General features: G+C 70.0%; 18 protein-coding genes. 8 read left to right on the top strand and 10 right to left on the bottom strand.

All coding sequences use genetic code 11. The annotated features are described in order from the left end of the window. Nucleotides 1–104: 104 nt before the first annotated feature. Nucleotides 105–464 carry a hypothetical protein gene (locus AB1460_RS13085; protein ID WP_368961395.1) on the bottom strand — a complete coding sequence of 120 codons (360 nt, stop codon included), beginning with the start codon at nucleotides 462–464 and terminating at the stop codon, nucleotides 105–107. An 85-nt stretch (nucleotides 465–549) separates the two neighbouring features. On the opposite strand from AB1460_RS13085, the gene AB1460_RS13080 reads away from it, so the two are divergent. Together AB1460_RS13080 and AB1460_RS13075 are read left to right on the top strand one after the other, a co-directional pair. Beyond that, nucleotides 550–984: a glycosyltransferase family 9 protein gene (locus AB1460_RS13080; protein WP_368961393.1), complete on the top strand. Its 435-nt coding sequence runs from the start codon at nucleotides 550–552 to the stop codon at nucleotides 982–984. A 291-nt stretch (nucleotides 985–1,275) separates the two neighbouring features. After that, on the top strand, nucleotides 1,276–1,740 hold the full coding sequence (locus AB1460_RS13075; protein WP_368961392.1) for a hypothetical protein: 465 nt from the start codon (nucleotides 1,276–1,278) through the stop codon (nucleotides 1,738–1,740). Between the two features lie 1,302 nt (nucleotides 1,741–3,042). On the opposite strand, the gene AB1460_RS13065 is transcribed toward AB1460_RS13075, so the two are convergent. Further along, nucleotides 3,043–3,603, bottom strand: a complete 561-nt coding sequence (locus tag AB1460_RS13065; RefSeq protein WP_368961391.1) for a YdeI/OmpD-associated family protein — start codon at nucleotides 3,601–3,603, stop codon at nucleotides 3,043–3,045. A gap of 203 nt (nucleotides 3,604–3,806) precedes the next feature. On the opposite strand from AB1460_RS13065, the gene AB1460_RS13060 reads away from it, so the two are divergent. After that, nucleotides 3,807–5,459, top strand: a complete 1,653-nt coding sequence (locus tag AB1460_RS13060; RefSeq protein WP_368961389.1) for a diguanylate cyclase domain-containing protein — start codon at nucleotides 3,807–3,809, stop codon at nucleotides 5,457–5,459. 282 nt (nucleotides 5,460–5,741) lie between these two features. On the opposite strand, the gene AB1460_RS13055 is transcribed toward AB1460_RS13060, so the two are convergent. After that, nucleotides 5,742–5,975, bottom strand: a complete 234-nt coding sequence (locus tag AB1460_RS13055; RefSeq protein ID WP_368961388.1) for a hypothetical protein — start codon at nucleotides 5,973–5,975, stop codon at nucleotides 5,742–5,744. Nucleotides 5,976–6,311: 336 nt separating this feature from the next. Between AB1460_RS13055 and AB1460_RS13050 the strand changes: the two genes are divergently transcribed. The 3 genes from AB1460_RS13050 to AB1460_RS13040 all read left to right on the top strand — a co-directional run bounded on the left by AB1460_RS13050 (nucleotide 6,312) and on the right by AB1460_RS13040 (nucleotide 10,095). After that, on the top strand, nucleotides 6,312–7,565 hold the full coding sequence (locus AB1460_RS13050; RefSeq protein WP_368961386.1) for a glycosyltransferase: 1,254 nt from the start codon (nucleotides 6,312–6,314) through the stop codon (nucleotides 7,563–7,565). Beyond that, a complete protein-coding gene (locus AB1460_RS13045; RefSeq protein WP_368961385.1) occupies nucleotides 7,562–8,578 on the top strand; it encodes a glycosyltransferase in 1,017 nt (338 codons plus the stop codon). Before AB1460_RS13050 ends, AB1460_RS13045 begins: the two co-directional genes overlap by 4 nt. 155 nt (nucleotides 8,579–8,733) lie before the next feature. Beyond that, a complete protein-coding gene (locus AB1460_RS13040; RefSeq protein ID WP_420497264.1) occupies nucleotides 8,734–10,095 on the top strand; it encodes a glycoside hydrolase family 130 protein in 1,362 nt (453 codons plus the stop codon). Between the two features lie 25 nt (nucleotides 10,096–10,120). Here the strand turns inward: AB1460_RS13040 and AB1460_RS13035 are convergent, their stop codons facing one another. Beyond that, nucleotides 10,121–11,122, bottom strand: a complete 1,002-nt coding sequence (locus AB1460_RS13035) for a glycosyltransferase family 4 protein (protein WP_368961383.1) — start codon at nucleotides 11,120–11,122, stop codon at nucleotides 10,121–10,123. A gap of 347 nt (nucleotides 11,123–11,469) precedes the next feature. After that, complete coding sequence (locus AB1460_RS13030) at nucleotides 11,470–12,627, bottom strand: FAD-dependent oxidoreductase (protein WP_368961382.1); 1,158 nt, start codon at nucleotides 12,625–12,627, stop codon at nucleotides 11,470–11,472. A gap of 942 nt (nucleotides 12,628–13,569) precedes the next feature. On the opposite strand from AB1460_RS13030, the gene recA reads away from it, so the two are divergent. Beyond that, entirely contained in the window at nucleotides 13,570–14,598 is a 1,029-nt protein-coding gene (gene recA, locus AB1460_RS13025; protein ID WP_368961381.1) for a recombinase RecA, read from the top strand. A gap of 7 nt (nucleotides 14,599–14,605) precedes the next feature. Here the strand turns inward: recA and AB1460_RS13020 are convergent, their stop codons facing one another. Both AB1460_RS13020 and AB1460_RS13015 read right to left on the bottom strand, forming a co-directional pair. Then, on the bottom strand, nucleotides 14,606–15,715 hold the full coding sequence (locus AB1460_RS13020; RefSeq protein WP_368961380.1) for a CU044_5270 family protein: 1,110 nt from the start codon (nucleotides 15,713–15,715) through the stop codon (nucleotides 14,606–14,608). Beyond that, nucleotides 15,712–16,275 (bottom strand): RNA polymerase sigma factor, encoded by a 564-nt coding sequence (locus tag AB1460_RS13015; protein WP_368961378.1) that lies wholly within the window; start codon nucleotides 16,273–16,275, stop codon nucleotides 15,712–15,714. Before AB1460_RS13015 ends, AB1460_RS13020 begins: the two co-directional genes overlap by 4 nt. Before the next feature lie 1,329 nt (nucleotides 16,276–17,604). Here AB1460_RS13015 and AB1460_RS13010 point away from each other — a divergent pair. Beyond that, nucleotides 17,605–17,973 (top strand): MerR family transcriptional regulator, encoded by a 369-nt coding sequence (locus AB1460_RS13010; protein WP_420497263.1) that lies wholly within the window; start codon nucleotides 17,605–17,607, stop codon nucleotides 17,971–17,973. A gap of 60 nt (nucleotides 17,974–18,033) precedes the next feature. Here AB1460_RS13010 and AB1460_RS13005 read toward each other — a convergent pair whose 3' ends face one another. The 3 genes from AB1460_RS13005 to AB1460_RS12995 all read right to left on the bottom strand — a co-directional run bounded on the left by AB1460_RS13005 (nucleotide 18,034) and on the right by AB1460_RS12995 (nucleotide 20,388). Next, on the bottom strand, nucleotides 18,034–18,390 hold the full coding sequence (locus tag AB1460_RS13005; RefSeq protein WP_368961376.1) for an ATP-binding protein: 357 nt from the start codon (nucleotides 18,388–18,390) through the stop codon (nucleotides 18,034–18,036). A gap of 223 nt (nucleotides 18,391–18,613) precedes the next feature. Continuing rightward, entirely contained in the window at nucleotides 18,614–19,597 is a 984-nt protein-coding gene (locus AB1460_RS13000) for a hypothetical protein (protein ID WP_368961375.1), read from the bottom strand. Next, nucleotides 19,597–20,388 carry an alpha/beta fold hydrolase gene (locus tag AB1460_RS12995; protein ID WP_368961374.1) on the bottom strand — a complete coding sequence of 264 codons (792 nt, stop codon included), beginning with the start codon at nucleotides 20,386–20,388 and terminating at the stop codon, nucleotides 19,597–19,599. Before AB1460_RS12995 ends, AB1460_RS13000 begins: the two co-directional genes overlap by 1 nt. Nucleotides 20,389–20,415 lie beyond the last annotated feature (27 nt).

Here is a 20,415-nt window from a genome sequence, read left to right as displayed (position 1 = left end):
GTACACCCTCAGCCCGATGCAACCGGCGGATCTCCGCCCAGTCCTCCACCTTCAGCACCCCTCCTACCTCAGCAGGGGGTCAACTTTCGCGGCCCCCCAGGGGGTCAGTTTTCCGGAGGCTGCGACACGGGCAGCGCAGGGCCTTCGTTCAGCGGCACCGGGCCGCCGGCTACGACCTCGCGGTGCAGCTGCACGGAGGCGGGGCCTGTTCGACGCCCCTGCTGGACAGCCTGGGCGCAAGGTTCACGGTGGGCGGGCGGGACATCGGCGCGCCCCGGCTGGACCGGTACCTCCCCTTTCGCCATCTGCAGCATGAGACGCTGCGCGGCCTGGAGATCGTCGGGCTTGTCGGTGCCGGTCCGGTCGATCTCCTGCCGTCGTTGTCGGTCCTGCCCTCCGACCACCGCGAAGCGGCTGATGAGGTGACCGGGTCTCGCGACGCTCGCCCGCTGGTAGTGCTGCATCCGGGGGCCGGCGATCCGCGGCGGCGGTGGCCGGTGGAGCGTTTCGCCGCCGTCCGCCGACGAGCTGGCCTGCGAGGGGGCGCGCGTGCTGGTCGTCGGTGGTCGAGAGGACAGCATCCTGGCCACGCGGCTGCTCGCCCATGCCCGCTCACAGCCATGGGACCTGACTGGACGGCTCTCACTGCCAGGCCTGGTCGGCCTCCTCTCCGAAGTCGACCTGATGATCGGGAACGACTCCGGGCCACGGCACCTCGCCGCGGCTGTCGGCACGCCGACCGTGGGGATCTTCTGGTGCGGGAACGTGGTGAACGCTGCTCCGCTGGTACGGGCCCGGCATCGTGTCGCGACGTCCTTCCAGACCACCTGCCCGGACTGCGGCGCGAGCCAGACCCGGGGGCGCTGTCCTCACGACCCCTCCTTCGTCGCCGAAGTGCCGGTGGATGAGGTGCTCGACGAGGCCCGCAACCTGCTCGCCCGGGACTGGGAGGAAGCCTCCGAATCATCCGTTCGTCGTTCCTGACCGATCCGGCGATGCGCGAGCTGTACGCGGACTGGGCGGAGCCACCCGGCTGCCTGTCGCCCAGATTCGGATACGCGACGCGAACAACCCAGGTGACGCTTGAGCTGACCGAACTTGTGCGCGGACCTTCCGCGCAGGATGCCCGGTTCCGGCAGTGGTGCCGCACATGACGTCGCCCCCCTGCCTCCCGGACTGGGCGCTCCGCGGTGTGGGTCTCTGTCCGTCCAGGCCCCGGTCGGGGTTTGCCTCCGCGGTCTCCGAACAGACCGAAGGAGTGACAAGGAGATTTCGATGAAGACGCAGATCCGGCACAGGCCTGACCCGGGTCGTCGGAAGGGCCGCGTCCGCCGGTCGGCGCTTCTGCTCAGCGTCGGGGCCGGGGTGGGGTTCGCCGGCAGGCGCCTCGCTGACCGGCGTGGACCTGGGCGGGCGTCAGACGGCGAATCGTTCCTCGCGGGAGCGAAGGCCCCGGCTCCGGGTGCCCCCGCTGACCCCGGCGACGCGCCCGCCAGGGCGGTGGGAGTGAACCCGACCGCGGTCTCGCCGGAGGAGCTGGCCGTGGCCGCGGTGAACACCAGCGATCCGGTGTCGGCGCTGCGATTCGGTGAGCAGCCGGGCCTGCTCGCGACCGAGGACGCTGCCAGCGCACCCGACGAGCGCCTTTCCACGAACGCCAGTTTCGCGAACGAGGTCATGGGACGGGACCACGCCGGCCGGCTCGACAACGAACGGGCCGACCCACCGCGCACTCCCTGAAGGCGCTGATCAAAGGATTCCGCGTCCGCCCGGGGCGGGGGACCGGCTGCGCGGAGCGCTCATCTCGCCGGTACCGGTAGCCGCGGTGGCGGTAGCCGGCGTCCTGGGGCTGCTGACGAGGCCAAGTGAAGGCCTGCTCGCGCGAAGACCTGCGTGTCGAGCTTCGCAGTCCCGGTTTCGGCCTGGGTAGCAGCATGCTCAACCCGTCAGATGCTCTGTGTGAGTCAGCGGATGCCTGGGGTGTTGCGATGGCATGCGGCGGAGCATCCGCGGTGGAGGAAGGAGACCGGACATGTCGGTGGTAGGCGAGGATCCGGCGGAGGGAACCGCGAAGGGGCTGGCGGGTCCGGGCAGGTCGACGCTCCCGGACGGGGTGGTCGAGGAGCTGGTCGTCGCGCTGGGGCTCGGGTCTGTCAACGCAACGGCAGGCAACGCAACGGCAGGCAACGCAACGGCAGGCAACGCAACGGCAGGCAACACAACGGCAGACAGCGGGACCCGCGAGGGGGGAACTGGAAGCGTGCCGCGGTCCGGTTGTCGTTCCTGAGCGCCTGGGTGGAGCTCGGTCGGCGGGCCGGCCGCACGGGTGGTGTTGTTGACTGGCAGTTGCCGGGCAAGAGCAGAGCGAACCGCGGTTTCTTCGGGTTTCCGGTGTTGGCATGCTGCGGACGTTCCGCAGCCTCGGCGAGGAAGGGCTGACCTGTGGACGGACTCCTGCCGGGCTGGCTCGCAGGATCGGATCGGCACGAAGACGCCAGGAACCGGGATACCGCCTGCCAGCGGGGTAGCACCAGAGGGTGTGGTGGCAGCAACCCCTGGATGGCCCTCGCCTGGTGACCGCTCCGGTCATGGCAAGGGTTGTGGTGGTCTGCCCCGTCTGCCCCTGGCCTGTTCACCTCGCAGCCGTCGTCTCGCCCGAGGGAACGAGGGCCTGCCTCGACACCGACGCCCTTGAACGGGCGATACAGGTACATCTGGCTCAGCACGACATCAGCGACGACGAGGACTGATAAATCGGCCGGGCGCCGTTGCGATCATGGGCCCGCGCTCCCCCGCAACGACGCCTCACGGAAGGCAGGACCCTGTGGGGTGTCAGAACTCGGCCACCGGTGGTGGCCTGGGGTTTTTAGGCGGCTCGTTCGTATTCGTTGATCAGGCCGCCGAGGACGGACTGGCGCTTGATCCGTTCCCCTGTCCAGGTCGGCGACGGGGTGGTCGGGCCGTGGTGAGGGAAGGCCGCGGCCGCGGTGGGGTCGTCGTCCGTTCGGGCGGGCCTCCTGTGTGACCAGGCACGGCTGGAGCTCACCTGCTGCCGGCATCCTCGTTCTTGTCCGCGTTTGCCTGGCGGTGCCTACCGCTGCCTGCTCTCTCGCGCGCAGGCCCGCGACAACGACGGGTATGCGGGTCCTGAGCAGTGTCTCGGCCGGTGCCGTCGCCCGTCATGGTGGATGCGACCGGCGCACGAGGATGGCGCCACGCCTCCCGGACCGCCGTACCCGGGCCTGCAAGGCCCGTCATGATCGCGATGGGCCAGTTGATGTGGCCGTCGACCAGCAGTGTCGCGACACCGATGATGGGGCTGATAACGAGCGAGAACCGGAGCGCACTGATCATTTCCTGGGTGATGCCACGGTCTCGCTGTCGCTGCACCGATCGGTGCAGGGCACCCGTCGCCGCGTAGTTCGCCGTCCGCTCCGCCCTTTTCTGACGGGTGCGGTGGGCGGCAGCCTTCGCGACCCACCTCGCGTATAGCTGGCGTGTCTCCTCTGGTTGCAGGCCCCATTGCTCGCGGGCATCGGCGGTAGCGTCGAGCGCAGCGGCCAGCTCGGTTGGTAGGCCGACAGGCGGGCCCGGGGCGGTCACAGCAGCATTGTGGGTGCGGACGTCGGCTCCGTGGGCCGGAACGCCTGTGGATGAGGCGTGGGCAGCACCAGGGAGAGGGGCGGTGCTCGACTTCGGTCGCGCAGCGTGATCGTCGGGCATGCGCGCCATCTGCGGAGCAGGCATCGTGGGCGTACATGACCGAAGGAGGCCGGCCCTTGACAGACGGCGGCATCGAGAGGCAGATGGGCAGGAAGCCTCCGGCGGGCAGTGCGCGCGGTGTGCGGGTCTGGCCCGTCACCGAGCGGACCTTCGGCATCCTGTTGGCGCTGTTGACAGCGCTGTTCGTCCTGGCGGCGGCGGGCCGGCTGGTTCTCTCCGGGCAGCCGCGGCTGGTCGTCCAGGCAACGACTCTGTTCGTCTGCGGCGTGGCATCGACCGTGTTCGCGGTCATCGGGATCGCGCGCACCCGTGGCGTCGACCGCAGGTGGCGATTACTGGTCGCTGCCGGCCCGCTCTCCACGCTGCCCGGTGCTTTCGAATGGACACGGCAGTACTCGTCCGGCAATCCACTGCAACTTCAGCTGACGGCAGGCGAGAGCCTGTTTCTGATCGCTCCGCTGCTCACGATCGCGGGCCTGATCTGTGTGCCCGCCCGCGCCGACGACGTGCCGACGCGAGCGCCTCCACCTCCGCCCGGCGGCTGGTGGCTGCGGTACTCCCACGCGGTCATCGCTCTGGACAGCCTGATGATCGTCCTGTCGATGCTCATGATCGCATGGTTCGCCGCGCTGCGGGACATCACCCACAGCGGGATCAGCGGGACGTCGTTTGTCATCGCAGTCAGCTTCACGCTCACCTCGGCGCTGCTGGTGGTGGTTCTGGTGCTGGTGGCGACCTTTCGTCAGCCCAGAAACGGCCGTGCGGTCGCCCTGCTCGGCGCCGGCCTCGTCGTGCTCGCCGCGTCAGAAACGGTGCTGGTCCAGCTCAGCCTGCTTGATCCGGCCGGAGTGGAGGGCAGCGGACCAACATGGCTCGGAGCGGCCCTGGCCCCGTTGCTGGTTGCCCTCGCCATGATCGCGCCTGAGCGGGGCAGTCGTTCAGGCGTGCCTCCTGCCCTCCGCACCGCAACCAGGCGATCCCTCTGGTCGGGGCGGGAGGTGCGCAACTGGCTGCACGCCTATCTGCCCTATCTGCCGCTCGGCGTCGCCGCGGCGCTCGTCCTGGCGAGTGCCCTGCGCGACGGTGCGTTGCGCGGGCTGCCCCTCTACCTCGCGATCTGCCTCGTCGCGCTGGTCAGCCTCCGCCAGATAATCATCATCGCGGAGAACCGCCGCCTGGTCAGCGATGTGCAGCGTGCGCACCAGCGGCTTGAGTACCAGGCCTATCACGACGGGCTGACCGGCCTGGCCAACCGCGTCCTGTTCACCCGTGAGCTCGAGAAGGCGGTGACCGCGCACAGCCAACACCGAACGCCCGTGGTCGTGCTGTTCTGCGATATCGATCACTTCAAGACCGTGAATGACACGTATGGTCATTCCGCTGGCGACGAGCTCCTCCGTACGGTCGCGGCCCGCCTCCGCACCGCGATACGTCACGACGACCTCGCCGCCCGCGTCGGCGGCGACGAGTTCGCCGTTCTCCTCGCCGGCACCAGTACCGACGACAATCCCCATGTTGTCGGAGAACAGTGCGCGCAACGTATCGCGGTCGGCATGCACCGGCCCGTCACCCTCGGTGGTCACCCTCAGCAGATCCAGATCAGTATCGGTCTGGCGATCGCCGACGGGCGGCAGCCATCCACCTCCGCGGGACAGTTACTCCATCAGGCTGATACGGGCATGTACAGCGCGAAGCGTAGGCGGGCCAAAAGCCGACAAAGAACCTCGTCCGCCTGACGCTGGTGGTGCTGCTCCGGCCCGGCAGGTGCCTCGCCGCGCGCTCGTCAGTCATGGTCGGGGGGCCCAGGTGGCTCGGCGGGGAGCCCGACCCATCGCCCGCCTCGGTGGACGACCGCTGTCGCGCCGTCCACGGCGTGCCTGCGTGCGGCCTGTTCGGAGTCGCACAGGACAACCACAGCGCTGTCGTGGGGGCGGTAGCCCACCGGGTGTCAGTCATGGCGGGTATCTCCTCGATGGTGGCACGCGGCGCGTCCTGGGTCTCCGTCGCCCGAGCGTCGCTCATCGCGGGTCGGGCCTCTGGACCATCCACCCGCGGATCTGGTCGATCGGGACAAGCATCTCTCCGGCCCTGTTCTCGAGGAGTGCCCGCAGGCACGGGATCACCTGCTCGCCGATCTCGACGTTCTCGAACCGGGGTTCGCGCAGGAGGTGCCAGTGTCCGTCCGGGAGCAGGGCCTCATGGATCTCTGCGGGGTCGAGGGTGCGGGAGTAGGGCGCCGAGGGTGTGGTCATCACTGGTCTCCTTGACTGGCGGGGCCCGGCGGCGACCACGGGCGGCCGCGCACACGCTGTGGCACGCCGATCGGGTGAAAGGCCCCGGCCAGGGTGGCGGGTGGCGGGCAGCGGGCCGCCAAAATTGCCCGGACCCGGCAGCGAGCGGTGCCGGATGGTCCCCCGGTTTGCTTTCGATATTCCCGAAGACTATAAGTGGGCTAACACTCGACAAGGTTGAGTGTCAACCTCCGGCGCGACGGGTGCCCGGGTCATAACCCGATCATCGTGTTCGTTGTGGGCCCCGCTGGCGGCCGGCACTCCTCCACACGGCTCAAGCCTGGGAGGAATCAGCTCGTGCCCCTGCGTTATGGCTTTCTCAGCACGTATCCGCCCACCCAGTGCGGTCTCGCGACCTTCACTGCCGCCCTGCTCGATGAGCTGAACAGCCCGGTGCCCGGTGCGTGCAGTGGGGTGGTGCGTCTCCTGGACGCCACCGACCGAGCCGGTGCCACAGCCGGGCCGGCCGGGCCGGCCGCACCGCTGGCGCGCCCACCGGGTCGATCCGGGCCGACGGGCCAGCCGGTTCTGGTCGGGGATCTCGTCGCCGGCACGCCGGGCGGTCCGCGGGCGGCGGCACAGCTCCTGAACGGCTTTGACGTCGTCGTGGTGCAGCACGAGTACGGCGTGTACGGAGGACCGGACGGCGACGAGGTGCTCGCGGTGCTCGAGGCTCTCGACGTTCCGGTGATCGTCGTCCTGCACACCGTCCTGGTGGAACCGACGCCGCACCAGCGGCAGGTCCTGGAGTCCGTGGTCGCGTCGGCGGACGCGGTGGTCGTGATGACCGAGACCGCGAGGGTCCGGCTCGTCGAGGGTTTCCAGGTCCATCCACGACGGGTGGTGGTCATCCCGCACGGCGCGGCGGACAACCGCCGGGCGCCGGCGGGGCACAGCGGCGGGCCGACCATCCTCACCTGGGGCCTGATCGGGCCCGGGAAGGGCATCGAGTGGGGCATCGCCGCGATGGCGGACCTCGCCGACCTCGATCCCGCACCGCACTACGTCATCGCGGGTCAGACCCATCCGAAGGTCCTTGCCCGGGAGGGCGAGGCCTACCGGGAGGGGCTGGTCACCCAGATCCGTGACCTGGGCCTGACCGACTCGGTGAGTTTCGACGACCGCTACCTGGACCCGGTGTCCCTCGCGGAGCTCGTGCGGCGGGCCGATGTCGTCCTGCTGCCGTACGACTCGGTGGACCAGGTGACCTCCGGCGTCCTCATCGAGGCGGTCGCCGCGCTGCGGCCGATCGTCGCGACCCGGTTTCCGCATGCGGTCGAGCTGCTCGGCGACGGCAGCGGACTGCTCGTGCCGCACCGGGACCCGGCCGCCATCGCCGCCGCGGTGCGTCGCATAACGACCGACAAGGCGGTGAGCGCCGGCCTGGCCAGTGCCGCGGCCGTCCAGGCACCCGACCTGCTGTGGCCGGCGGTCGCCGGCCGCTACCGGCAGCTGGCCGCCGGACTGGTCGCCCGCACCGGGAGCCGGCCGTCGACGGTGCCCGTGCCCGCGCCCGCGCCCGTGCCCGCGCCGATGCCGGTGGCCCGGTGAGCTCCGCGGTCTCGTTCGACCACCTGTTCCGGCTCACCGACGACATCGGACTGTTCGAGCACGCCCTCGGTTCGGTGCCACGCCGGGAGCACGGCTACTGCGTGGACGACGTCGCGCGCGGGCTGGTCGTCCTTGCCCGCGAGCCGTCGCCCGGGGTGGACCTGGTGAGACTGCTGGAGCGCTACCTCACCTTCGTGCTGGCCGCGCAGGGGGTGGACGGCGCCGTCCGCAACCGGCGGGACAGCGACGGGCGGTGGCGGGATGATCCCGGCCTCGGTGACTGCTGGGGCCGGGCGCTGTGGGGGCTGGGTACCGCGGCCGCGTCCGCGCCGACGCGGCGGTTGCGGGCCTCGGCGCGGGCTGGCTTCCTCGCCAGCGCGGGGGGCCGCTCGCCCTGGCCGCGGGCCATGACGTTCGCGGCGCTCGGTGCCGGCGAGGTGCTGCTCGCCCATCCGGATGACGAGCCGGCGCACGCGCTGCTCACCGCCGCCGTCGAGGTGATCGGACCGGTCGGTGCCGACCCGGGCTGGCCGTGGCCGGAGCCCACCCTGCGCTACGCCAACGGGGCCGTCCCGGAGGCGCTGATCCTCGCCGGCATGTGTCTGCCCGACAAGGCGGTGCTCGCGGACGGTCTGCGGCTGTTGGCGTGGCTGCTCCAGGTGGAGACCCGGGACGGGAACCTGTCACCGACCCCGGTCGGCGGTCGCCGGCGGGGGGGAGATCCCGGGCCCGGTTTCGACCAGCAGCCCATCGAGGCCGCGGCGATCGCGGACGCCTGCGCCCGCGCCCACGCGGCGACCGGGCGGAAAAGATGGCTGGCCGGCCTCGGCCGCGCCCACGGGTGGTTCCTCGGGGACAACGACAGTTCGACGGCGTTACTCAACCCCGACACCGGCGGCTGTTACGACGGGCTCGAGGCCGGCGGCCGTAACCTCAACCAGGGCGCCGAATCGACGCTTGCGCTGCTCTCCACGAGCCAGCACGCCCGCCGCCTCCTGGCACTGATGCCTTGACCAGGAACACCCGGGCCGCAGCGGCCGGATCGGCCCAGAACGACCTGGTCACGCGGCATCCGCTGGGGCTCGCCCCGAGCAGCGACCGGGTTATCGCGAAGCTCTTCCTCCCCGGTGAGGAGGGCAGCCAGCCACACTCCCGGGCCGCCGGCATCGTGGCCCGTGCCCTCGCCCTGCCCGAGCGGGAGGTCGACAGCCTGGTCGCTGGCCTCCTCGACCGGTTCGAACCGCGCCACCAGGACTACCGGGGCATCCTCGCGCGGCACGCCGCGGTGGTGGTGCCGCGGGTGCCGATACCCGCGGAGCTCTCCCCGGCGCGCAGTCTGCTGCTCGGCGCGTGCTTCACCGCCGAGTACGCGGTGGAGGGCGCGGCCGTCACCAACCCCTCGGCGGTGAAGCACCCCGACCAGGCCGGGCTGCCGTCCGGTGCACTGCGCCTGGCGTTGAGCCTGCGCGCCGTCGGGGAGGGCCATCTCTCCTCGATCGGCTTCGCCGCCGCGGTGATCGGCCCGGGCCCGGCGGTGCGCCTGGAGCCGCGGACCGGACCCCTCACCACCGGCGTCGCCGTACCCGTCGAGTGGGAGGCCGCCCGGCTGCGCGCCGTGCTCACCGAACACGGGCTCGACGACGAGGTCACCCGTGCGGTCCTGCAGAGCCTGGACCCACGGCGGCCCGGGAGCGAACCCGATCCCGATCTCTCCCGTGCCTTCGCCGAGGTGCCCCCCGACCTCCTCCGACGCCCCCAGGCGCCCGGGATCCTCGCCGGGATCCGCTCGATCGCCGGATCGTTGCGGCGGGTCGCGTTCCCGTCCGACAGCACCCTGCCGCAACGGGTGCTGTGGCCCACCGTCAGCAGCGAGAGCAACGGCATGGAGGACGCGCGATTCGTCCGGTTCACCGCACCGGACGGGACCGCGGACTACCGGGCCACCTACACCGCCTTCGACGGCACGGACATCTCCCCGCGCCTGCTCACCAGCCCCGACCTGCGGGTCTTTACCACCGCACCGCTCGCCGGCCCGGCCGCTCGGAACAAGGGCATGGCGCTGTTCCCGCGACTGGTGGGTGGCCGTCACCTCGCGCTCTGCCGCTCCGACGGCGAGTCGACCGGACTGACGGCCTCCGGCGATGGGCAGGTCTGGGAGCCAGCGCGGCCGCTTCACGGGCCGCGGGCCGCCTTCGAGCTGCTCCAGGTGGGCAACTGCGGATCCCCGATCGAGACGGCGGCCGGCTGGCTCACGCTCACCCACGGCGTCGGGCCGATGCGGACGTACACCATCGGCGCGATCCTGCTTGATCTCGACGACCCGGGAAGGGTGGTCGCGGCGCTGCCCGAACCGCTGCTCGCCCCGCTTGGGCAGGAGACCGAGGGCTATGTCCCCAACGTCGTCTACTCCTGCGGAAGCCTGATCCACGACGGTCTGCTGTGGCTGCCGTACGGCATCGGCGACACCCGGATCGGGATGGCCAGCGTGCCCGTCGACCGGCTCCTCACACGCATGGTTCCCACCGGGTGACCCGCCCGTGGGGGCGACGGCGAGATCAGGAGGAAGGGCCGGTGAGAACGGCGGTGTAGACGGCGAGATAGTCGGCGACCATGCGCGCGGTGGAGAACCTCACCCGCGCCATGGCCTGGCAGGCGGCGCGGTCAAGGGTCGCGGCGCGGTCCACCGCGGCCGCCGCGGCCACCGGCCCGTCCACCAGGAAGCCGGTTACCCCCTCGTCGACCACCTCCGGCATCGCTCCGCGCGGGTAGGTGATGACCGGCGTGCCGCAGGCCATGGCCTCGACGACGGCCAGCCCGAACGGCTCGTCGAACGCGATCGGATGCAGCAGCGCCGCGGCTGATCCCAGGACCTCGGCCCGCCGGGTCGGTCCCACCGAGCCGAGGTAGCGGACCCGGTCCCCGTCGACGTGCGGCAGGACCTGCTCGGCGAAGTACCGTTCGTCCTGGACGATTCCGCAGATCACCAGGCGCCGCCCCGCCCGGCGGGCGATGTCGACGGCGACCGCGGTGCCCTTGTCGGGGTGGATCCGGCCGAGCACGACCAGATCATCACCACCCGCTGCCGAGAACGGAAGACCGTCCAGGTCGACGCCGTGGTGAACGGTCGCGGCGTAGTCCAGCGCGGGGCTGCGATCGGCGTCCGAGATCGACACATAGGTCGAGGCCGCCCGCGCGTAGGCCGGGACGATCCGCGGATCGGAGAAACCGTGGATCGTCGTGACCATGGGGGCCTGGAAGCTCGGCGCGAACGCGAGGGGCAGCCAGTCGAGATGGTTGTGCACGAGGTCGAACTCGCTGGAGCGCGCCAGCGCGTGGGCCACGTGGAGTGCCTCCCACACCCGACCGTCGAGGGACGGGTCCTCGGCGTAGCCGTGTGGGCACACGCCGTCGAGCTCGCCACCCGTCACCGAATCCAGCGTCGCGAACAACGTCACGTCCACCCCGTGCCCGAGGAGGCCCTCCGTGATGGTGCTGGCGACCTGCTCCCAGGGGCCGTAGTGGCGGGGCGGAGTTCGCCACGCGACCGGCGCGAGCATCGCTATCCGCACGGCGCTCCGGAGGTGCCTTCATCGGAACGCGTGAAATCGGCACGATCGAGAAAAAGAATCAGCTGGCCTGCCGCCATGATGGCCACCCAACCCCGGCGATGAAGACCGCCGGCCGGCCATGACCGGTGACGACATCGCTCGGGCAGCGACATTCGTCCATGACCGGTCTGGCCGGACCGTACCACGGCGACGCAGGTCCGCCCGCCTGATTGACGCGCCCCACGGCGACACCCCTGATCCCGCGGCAGCCGGTTGACGCAGGAGCAGGGGGACTGCACTGCTGCTGGGAGACAGCACCCTCGCCGGCGACCGATCACGCCGTCGACGCCCGCCGATCAGATCCGGTGTGCCTGGACCTTCTTGAAGGCCTCGAGCACCTCTGCCGGCGGCTTCGATCCCTGCCCGCCGGTGATCTCGGATCCGTTCGCCTTGAGAATTCTTTCGTCGTTCATGCGGCCAAGGCCGCCTACTTCGCGGACTCGCTCCTGGCGGGCCAGCTGGAACTGCGCGAACGCGGCCGGGATGTCCGGCGAATCCTGGAGACAGCGGGCTATGGCCACTGAGTCCTCCAGGGCCATCGACAGCCCCTGGCCCGCATGGGGCGAAATCGCGTGCGCCGCGTCTCCGGCCAGGCAGACTCGACCAGAGTGCCACAGAGGAAGATCGTCGAGTTTGAAGTTCAGGAACCTGGACACAGGTCCGCGGGTTGCCTCGAGGATCTGACTCATCAGTGGTGCGTCCGACTGGTGAAGTTCGACCTGCTGGGCCAACCACTCCCGGTCGGAGATGGCGGCGACCTCGGCGCGGGGTGGTTCGCCCGGCCAGGCGCGCACGTCCCACCAGAGCACGTCGCCGTCCGAGTTGCGCAGATAGCCCATACTGGTGAACTGGCCATTTGCGATGTACAGGGCCTCGGGTGCTATCTTCTCGAAACCGCCGCCGGTGGAGAATCCCGAGGAGTGCACCAGGCCTATGTAGGTGGGTGCCGGAAAATCGGGGAACAGGCTGCGGCGGACGGCGGAGTGTATGCCGTCGCATGCGATCATCAGGTCGGCGGTCGCGGTGCTGCCGTCGGCGAACTCGGCGACCGCGGTTTCTGCTTCCGTCCGGACTGCCGTGACAGCCTTGCCGAACTCGACCGGGATACCCAGCTTGGCGAGGTGCACGTGCAGCAGATCGTGCAGGGCCGCCCGCTCGATCAGAATCCGCGGGTCCGGTATCGTGCCGCCCTCGTCTCCCTTCTGGTCAAGGAAGGTGATTCCGCTGCAGTACTCTCCGCGTGCGGTTGTCTCTTCCAGAAGGCCCAGCTCGGCCAGTACGTGCTGCCCGTTCGGAGCAAGAGTGAAGAATCCACCGTCGGCGCGGGGTGCCGGCTCGGCCTCGTAGACGGTCGACTCGATGCCGACGTTCTTCAGCGCGATGGCAATCGCAGGTCCAGCTATACCACCGCCAATTACCGCGGCCCGTCGCTCGCTCGTCCCGCCGTCTGGCACAGGGGTCCTCTTCTCCGATAGCTACTGGAATAGTGCAGATGATCCAGGTCGGATTTCTGGACTTATCGCACTTCTCGCAAGTATGGAGGAGACTGAATGCTGGTGGCGGACCGGCGAGGAAGATGGCAGCAAGAGGACAACATGTTGATCGCGGGGTGCCGAGGTTCGCGCAGCAGGTATCTCGGCTGTAGTGGTGGCGGTACGTTATGTACATTCCGCGGATCTGCGTCAGCGATCCAGCGCGCCCTGTCACGGTAATGTCTCTCATCGAAGTCCGGGCATCGATTCCTTCGCCGAACGAGAGACGTCGCGTGATGGGGGGTGTGCCGGCCGAGCGCCGACGAGGTGACGCGCTACCGGTTCATGCTCCGGCCACGGCCACCCCGGGCTCCGCCGACACCAAGTTCTGCCGTGTACTGAGTAGGAACTGGGTCGCGCGGCATGCTCAGGTGAGCCCGCGGTCGGCGCGCGGTTCTGCCCGGTGATCCACGGGCTTTCCCGAGGGGGCAGGAGCGCAGTCCTGTCGGCGATGTCGGCCCCGCCGGGACATCATGGCTACGACATCGACTGACCCGGCGCCACCGGCGCCACCGGCGGCCACAGCCCGCGCCCGGGGCGGCTGTCCCCTCGCTGATCGTCGACGACCGCGAAGCCCTCGACGTCACGGTCGCCCGGCGCGCCGCCCAGGCCTCGGGCCCTGCCGGCGGCGACGAGACCGCCGCGCCCGCCGCCGCGGGGCGATGCGGGGTCCTCCAGGTATCAGCCCAACACGGGTGTGTACCGGCGTGTCGCAGCATCTTCGAACGGATGTTCGTCTACTGTTGGCCACAGACCCTCCGCCACCCACAGAACTGACCCGGCTTCCGAAAACTGTCGGTCCCACGGCCAAGTGCCGGCTCGTGGTCACGACCCGCCGACCTCAGTCAGCATGGAGTAACTCCAATGGTGGGACTCGACCGCGACAAGGCGTTGGAGAACGCTCTTGCGCAGATCGACAAGCAGTTCGGCAAGGGCTCGGTCATGCGGCTGGGCGACGATATCCGGCCACCGATCCGGGTCATCCCGACCGGATCCATCGCGCTGGATGTCGCGCTCGGTATCGGGGGTCTTCCTCGTGGGCGCGTCGTCGAGATCTACGGGCCGGAGTCGTCCGGAAAGACCACCGTCGCGCTACACGCTGTCGCGAACGCGCAGGCGGCCGGCGGCGTCGCCGCCTTCATCGACGCGGAGCACGCCCTTGATCCCGATTACGCGGGGAAACTCGGTGTCGACACCGACGCGCTGCTGGTTTCCCAGCCTGACACGGGTGAGCAGGCGCTGGAGATCGCCGACATGCTGATCCGCTCCGGCGCGCTGGACATCATCGTCGTCGACTCGGTCGCGGCCCTCGTGCCGCGCGCCGAGATCGAGGGGGAGATGGGCGACAGCCATGTGGGCCTGCAGGCCCGGCTGATGTCGCAGGCGCTGCGGAAGCTCACCGGAGCGCTCGCGAACTCCGGCACCACTGCCATCTTCATCAACCAGCTCCGCGAGAAGATCGGCGTCATGTTCGGGTCACCGGAGACGACCACCGGTGGAAAGGCGCTGAAGTTCTACGCCTCGGTCCGGCTCGATGTACGTCGCATCGAGACGCTGAAGGACGGAACCGAGGCGGTCGGTAACCGCACCCGGGTCAAGGTGGTCAAGAACAAGATGGCCCCGCCGTTCCGGACAGCAGAGTTCGACATCGTCTACGGCGGCGGTATCAGCCGTGAGGGCTCCCTGATCGACATGGGCGTCGAGCACGGCATCATCCGCAAGTCTGGTGCCTGGTACACCTGCGATGGTGACCAGCTCGGTCAGGGCAAGGAGAACGCGCGGTCGTTCCTCCGCGACAATCCGGATCTGGCCAACGAGATCGAGAAGCGAATCAAGGAGAAGCTCGGCCTCTCCCCGGCGCTGGACGCCGTGGCTCCGCCGCTGGTCTCCTGACGCGGGATCAGTGCAGGTTGCCTACGGCGATGACCCGGCGTTCGTCGGTGAACTGGCTGTACTCGGCGACGGTGGGCGCAGGTGGTAGTTCCAGGCCGGGAGGGGCGTCGGGGGCGAACACCGTCTCCGCGGTCAGCGGTGTCCCGTCGTCGGCGACGAGAAGGTAGCCCGTGCTTGTGCGGGAGCCGTCCGTGCCGGCCAGCCGGATTCCGACGGAGCGGGCTGGTCGTCCCGCCCGGTCGGTGACCGGGCCGGTGGCGAAGACGGCGGGGTCACGGGCGAACAGCTCGTACAGCGCGGCGTTCTGCTGCGGGCTGGTGCCGCCGTCTTTCAGATGGGAGTAGGCCAGCCGGGTGATGTCTGTGGGGGTGGCGGTGGCGCCCTGGTTCGTCCGGTAGGAGGAGAGCAGGTGAGCGTAGAGCTGGTCGGGGTCGGTGGGAAGTAGCGCGACTTCGACCCCGGCCTCCGCGGGGGGTGCCTCGATGCGCCGGTACCCGGGTTCCTCTGGTGGTGTGGGGCCGCCGACGGCCCGCCCGGCGCGGTCCACGCCCTGGAGGGACTGTTCGGTCAGGCGGGAGCCGTCCGGTCGGCGCCACATCTGGATGATGCGTGTGACGATGACCGTCGTCGCCCTGGACCGGGCGACGCTGGTCTGGAGGCCGTAGGACTGCAGGCGTGTGAAGTGGACCCGCCCCGTCCCGGGCACGGTCATCTCTCGCTGCCGCTGTGCCGCGTCCAGGAGGATCCCCACCGCCGTCTCGTGGTCGCCGGTGGTCGCGGTCAGCAGCGGCGCGGGTAGCAGAGGCGCGGCGACGGCGCTTCCTCCACCACCGACCACGGCGGCAGTGACCAGGAGCACCGCCATGACGGTGACTGCGGCCGCCGATGCGAGCAGTGCCCGTGCTCGCGTGCTTCGCCGGCGAGGTCGGCGCGATCGGCCGCGCCTGCCATCCGGCAGCACCTGACCTGGATGGGTAAGGAAGGCCTGGACCAGCCGCTGTGCCTGTCGGTGTTCCTCCTCCGTTGCCTCCGTCCGGGGCGACGGGTTCGTTCCGGCGAGCAGCGCACGGGCGATGCGCAGGTCCTCGCCGGACAGGTCGGCGGCGTCCGGTGTCATGGGCGCCTTCCCGGGGTGGAGGACGGGGCGGGAACCAGCGGGGGCGCGGCGATGAGGTCCTGGAGATGGCGGCGGGCGCGGTGCAGACGCACTCTCGCCGCGGCCGGGGAGATCCCGAGTGTGGTGGCGAGGCCGGGCAGATCAAGCTCCTCCCAGACGGCGAGGGTGAGGATCTCCCGGTCGCGGTTCGAGAGCTGGTCCAGAGCCCACCGGGCATGGTCCCGGGCAACCGCCTCCTGCGCCACGACATCGGTGGCGGGTGCCAGCCCGGCGGCGGCGGATCCCGTGGCTGAGAGCCGCGCCGTGAGTCGTCGCACGCGAACGTCCGAACGGTGACGGTTACGTACCGCGTTGCCGGCGATCGCGTACAGCCACGGCAGGGTCTCGCTGGAGTCCATCGGCCGGCTTTCCCACGACCGCCACACCGTCAGGAACGTCTCTGACACCACGTCCCACGCGGCAGCGTCATCCGACAGACGCCGTTGCGCGAACCGCAGGACTGCCAGCTGGTGAGCTCGGAACAACGCCTCGAAGGGTTGTTCGCGGGAGCGTGGGGGCACAGGGAGCAGTCCTTCCTCGACCGTCCTCCCTTAGGTCCGGCACGCAGCCGAAAGTTACAGGCCCCTCGCCATGGACATCGGTTCTGGTGACACGACCCCCGCTGCGTCTCGATCGCTCATGTCAGAGGTCTCCCTCTCGACGGCCTCTCTCGCAGCACCGGCTTCCCGATCAACACGGCCGTGGGTGTCCCTGCTGCGGAGCATGCGCACCCGTCTCCCCCGAGGGCCGGTACCGGCAATCCGGTCGTGATCGGACAGTGCAGAGTAGTTGCCTCACGGGCATCGCAAAATCTGTTCCCATCGGGGTAGACATCTGGGTGCCGTCCTGGGTAGAGTTTCTGGTGTACCGAGAGAGTCCATGGTCGCGGCAGACAGGAACTGGCGCGAGGATGACGGCGGCCGGACGGGCCGCCGAGCACCACCACAGAAGGTGGGCAAGTACCCGACCAGGCGATGAGGAGAGGAGTAGACCCCCTCAGGATCGCCCGAGCGATGGTCTTCGACTCGCCCGGCCATCCGCAGGCCCCGGATTGGAAGGTGGTTCCCGGTCACGCATAGCGATCTCCGCACCTGCCCCGCCGGGGCTGGCCACGCGGACGCAGAAAACCTGACGTAGCTCGCCAAACGACGATCAACCCTCGGGGCCCTGGTGGCAGGTATGACACCAGGGCCCTTTGGGTGTGCCGGCTCGGGTGCGACACCGACTGCCTGCCCGCGAGGGCGATCTGGGGACCGGCCTGCCTGGCTGTTCGCGGTACCTGCCAGGAACAGCGGCTGGCCGAGAACCGCGATGACCAGCCCTTCGGCGCGACCCGCTCGCGTCGTGTGTACGACGTCCCGCAGGTTCCGCCCGCGTCGGGCCACGGCGGCCCGTCGGGCGGACGGGGTACCTGGCTCCTCGGCCGCGCAAAATCTATCTCCGCTGCAGTAGACATCCAGGCGCCACCGCAGGTAGAGTTCCTATCGTAGCCATGGGAGTCCACGGTCGCGGCAGATACGAACTGGCGCGAGCAGGGCGGCGGCCAGGGCAGGCCGCCGAGCATCATCGACGGAAGTTCGGCAGTACCCGGCAGGTGATCTATGAGGAGAGGGGAGTGGACGCCATCAGGATCGCCCGAGCGATGGTCTAGCCCGCTCGGATACCGCGCAGGCCCCGGATTGAAGGTGGTCCCCGGTCACGCATACGCGATCCCCGCAGTCCCACCATTCTGGGTGGTCGAGCGGGTTCCGTGATCCGGCGCATTCTGGCCGGTAGGTAGATGGTGTTCAACCCTCGGGGCCCTGGTGCCGTATGGCGCCAGGGCCCCTCGATGTGTCATGAGAGGCGCGATGACCCCTGAAAACGCGATAACCCCTGAGAACACGCACAAGCCAACACACAGTCTCGACGACGATGACTACCCCGCTTACACCATGGGTCGCGCGGCCGAGATGATCGGTACGACGCCCGCCTTCCTGCGGGCCCTGGGCGAGGCTCGACTGATCACGCCGCTGCGCTCCGAGGGCGGCCACCGCCGTTTCTCCCGGTACCAGCTGCGGATCGCCTCCCGCGTCCGCGAACTCGTTGATCAGGGCACCGCGATCGACGCCGCCTGTCGCATCGTCATCCTCGAAGACCAGCTCGCCGAAGCCCAGCGGCTCAACCAGCAGCTACGCCAACCGGCAACCGACCCACCGCCGCCCGCCGAGACGCCCTGACAACCTGACAGCCAGGCACAGATCGTCGGCCAACCACTTCGCCGCACCGGCGCCGTGGAGTCAGTCGAGTTCGACCCAGACGCGTTTGCCGTCGCCGTGTGTCTCGACGCCCCACCGGGCGGTGAGCTGGTCAACGATGTGCATCCCACGGCCCCGCTCGTCGGAATCGACGATCTCTCGCGCCATCGGCTGTACCGACGACCCGTCAGCGAGTTCCAGCCGCAGTACCTCACCGGTGACCCGGAGGGCCAGCCGCAGCTGGCCCCGTTCACCGGCGTGCTGCACAGCGTTCGTCACCAGCTCCGACACCACCAGCACGGCGTCGTCGGTCTGCCGATCATGCCCCCAGGCGAGAAGCAACCCTCGCAGCACCTCGCGGGCAGCGCCCGCAGCCCGCGCATCAAAGGGTAGATCCACATTGGCCGACCAGCCCCTGTCGCGCACCGCAAGCTACCCCTCACCCCGTCGATCGTGCCCATGGTGCGCGTCCTCCCCATCCGAAGACGCAACGAACAGGCGCCATCAGATGGTCCTGTCACGCTTCCCGAAAGCCGGATCTGTCCCTGATCCCCTGTGAGCGGTCTGCTGGAGAATGGCAACTTTAGCCCGAGAGCCGGTGCTGTGACGGGGCGCAGTCCGGTCAGGGCTGGGCAGGAAGCGGGCCGCCCGCGACCGGTTCGGTGCTGACAGAGGTCTTCGAGGGCGCGGTCGTGGCATGGCCAGAGGACGGGCGGCCGGACCGGCGGAGCAGCGCGGCGCCGAGGGCAAAGGGCAGCAGGGTGGTCATGAACGGCGCCGTGAGGATGTAGGCCGCGGTGGCCCCCGCCTCGCTCGCCGCGCCCAGCACGGGCACGTCGAACGCGCCGGTGACGCCGAGGGTCGCCGCCGTCGTCGTGAGGCCGACGAGCAGCGCTCCGCCGAGGAGGACACGATCGGCGGCTCGCGCCGAGATCAGTGTGGCGCGGCGCAGGCCGATCACCAGCGCGATGACGGCGAGGTGCGTCAGCATCACGTACGTCAGCTGCAGCAGATCCAGCCAGACGAGCATGACTGCCATCGGCTCCGGATCACCGGGCAGACCCCGCAGGTAGGCGTTCGCCTGCCAGGCGGTCTTCTCGACGGCTACCTGGGCCGGCGACGCCCCGGAAAGGACCACCGCGGCTCTGGCCACCAGGTTCGCGAGGTAGCCCGCACTGCCGAGTCCGAGCGCGGTGAGCGCGAGTGCGGCGGGCGCTCGGCCGGGCCCGTCCCACAGCCTGGCCGTGATCAGGACCGTGGTGGCGAGCAGGACTCCACCGACGATGAGCAGGACGGCGGTGTTGGCAAGCATCGCGCCTGGATGTTCCGCGGTGGGGATGCCGGTCAGCGACGCGAGGGCGAACACGAACACGGCGGAGGCGATCAGAGGGACGGCCAGGGCCGCGTCGTGGGCGGTGGCGGCTCTCGCCCGTCGGGTCACGAACACCGCCGCCGCGACGTAGACCGCGTCGATGACCAGAAAGATCGGGGTGGGGAACAGCGCACCACCGGCCTGCATCCCGGCCAGGGCCACACCCGCCACCCACAGCAGACCGATCCGGTAGGCGCCGGTCTTCGTGGACCCTGCCTTCCGGACGGTGCTCATCACGCCTCGTCTCGCCGCTGTGCGGCCCGGGTGGCGAGGAAGGCTGAGAGCACCTGCGGTCGGGCGAGGTAGATCTCGTGGTCGTCGGCGTCGGGAACCTGCACGAGAGGCAGACCGTGCTGGATGTTCAGGCACTCGGCGATCTGCTGGTGCAGCGGGTTGACACCCGCGCCGAGGGCGACGACGGCCTTGTCGGCCGGCAGCTCGCCGGGAGCGAAGACGTGCCTGGTGATCAGGTGCGCGTCGTCCCGCACGACGGCCTCGGCGTTCGTCGACATCCGGGCGACTTCGGGGCCGTCGAGGTCTGCCTGCCCGCCGGACAGGACGACGAGGGTGGTTCTGAACGCGCCGACCCAGTCCTGTGGGTGATCGGCGAGGTACCGCTCCCCGGTGGCGTTGATCGCGGCGTGGGTCTCGGCTCCGCCGGGCAGCACGCCGAGGGTGGCCGGCTCCCAGGCGATCACTTCGTGCACCAGGTCGGGATGGCGAGCCGCCAGCGCCAGTGCGACGACCCCACCGGAGCTGAACCCGAGCACGGTCGCCGGGCGCTCGGGGGCTGCGCCGAGTACGCGCAGCAGGTCGGCGGCGTCGTCGGCGTGCTGGTCGGCGCCCTTCCCCGGCCAGTCGTCGCGGGTGCTCGAACCGGTGCCGCGCCGGTCGTAGGCGACGGCCCGCCAGCCGCTCGCCGCCAGCGCCGCGGCCTGCGGCGCAAGCATGCCGGCGTCCTCGGCGCCGCCGTGGATCAGAAGGATTGTCGGGCCTTCCCCGAACACGTCGTAGGCCAGGTTCATCGCTGGCTCCTTTCGTCTTACTCAAGC

Origin of the sequence: Parafrankia sp. FMc2 (assembly GCF_041008525.1) — a bacterium.
Classification (GTDB): Bacteria; Actinomycetota; Actinomycetes; order Frankiales; family Frankiaceae; genus Parafrankia.
This window is presented reverse-complemented; position numbering and strand designations above follow the sequence as displayed.

Coding starts and splice junctions, on each gene's coding strand:
- AB1460_RS13020 (WP_368961380.1), bottom strand. CDS start 15,715: ATGACACCGGACGCCGCCGACCTGTCCGGCGAGGACCTGCGCATCGCC.
- AB1460_RS13060 (WP_368961389.1), top strand. CDS start 3,807: ATGGGCAGGAAGCCTCCGGCGGGCAGTGCGCGCGGTGTGCGGGTCTGG.
- AB1460_RS13085 (WP_368961395.1), bottom strand. CDS start 464: ATGCAGCACTACCAGCGGGCGAGCGTCGCGAGACCCGGTCACCTCATC.
- AB1460_RS13055 (WP_368961388.1), bottom strand. CDS start 5,975: ATGACCACACCCTCGGCGCCCTACTCCCGCACCCTCGACCCCGCAGAG.
- AB1460_RS13000 (WP_368961375.1), bottom strand. CDS start 19,597: ATGAGCACCGTCCGGAAGGCAGGGTCCACGAAGACCGGCGCCTACCGG.
- AB1460_RS12995 (WP_368961374.1), bottom strand. CDS start 20,388: ATGAACCTGGCCTACGACGTGTTCGGGGAAGGCCCGACAATCCTTCTG.
- AB1460_RS13075 (WP_368961392.1), top strand. CDS start 1,276: ATGAAGACGCAGATCCGGCACAGGCCTGACCCGGGTCGTCGGAAGGGC.
- AB1460_RS13010 (WP_420497263.1), top strand. CDS start 17,605: ATGACCCCTGAAAACGCGATAACCCCTGAGAACACGCACAAGCCAACA.
- AB1460_RS13035 (WP_368961383.1), bottom strand. CDS start 11,122: ATGCTCGCGCCGGTCGCGTGGCGAACTCCGCCCCGCCACTACGGCCCC.
- recA (WP_368961381.1), top strand. CDS start 13,570: ATGGTGGGACTCGACCGCGACAAGGCGTTGGAGAACGCTCTTGCGCAG.